Genomic DNA, 255 nt, shown 5'->3' on the forward strand with positions numbered 1-255 from the left:
TCTCCGTAGTTTGTCAGGACGGCAGTCACACTTTCACCGGGTCTGAGCTTGCCGGGCGGCTCTTCCTCCGGTGTGTCGGGTTGCTGCGGCTGTGCACTGACAGGGGCTTTTTCTGGCGCAGACGACGAGGCGGCGGGTTGTTCCGGTCTGTCGGCCCGGGGGGCTTCAGCTTTTGCCGTGACCGGCGCTTCCGGATGCGGTGTTTCAGCCGTACTGCCTGCTGTTTGTTCAGCCTCTGCCTTCGGTGACACAGGG

General features: G+C 63.5%; 1 pseudogene. It reads right to left on the reverse strand.

Annotated elements, in window-relative coordinates:
• Positions 1-255 (reverse strand): annotated as a pseudogene (locus E0D98_RS27050) (DNA primase); the annotation flags it as partial.

The organism is Escherichia sp. KCJ4928, from assembly GCF_004352695.1.
In the GTDB taxonomy this organism is placed as follows: Bacteria; Pseudomonadota; Gammaproteobacteria; order Enterobacterales; family Enterobacteriaceae; genus ECMA0423.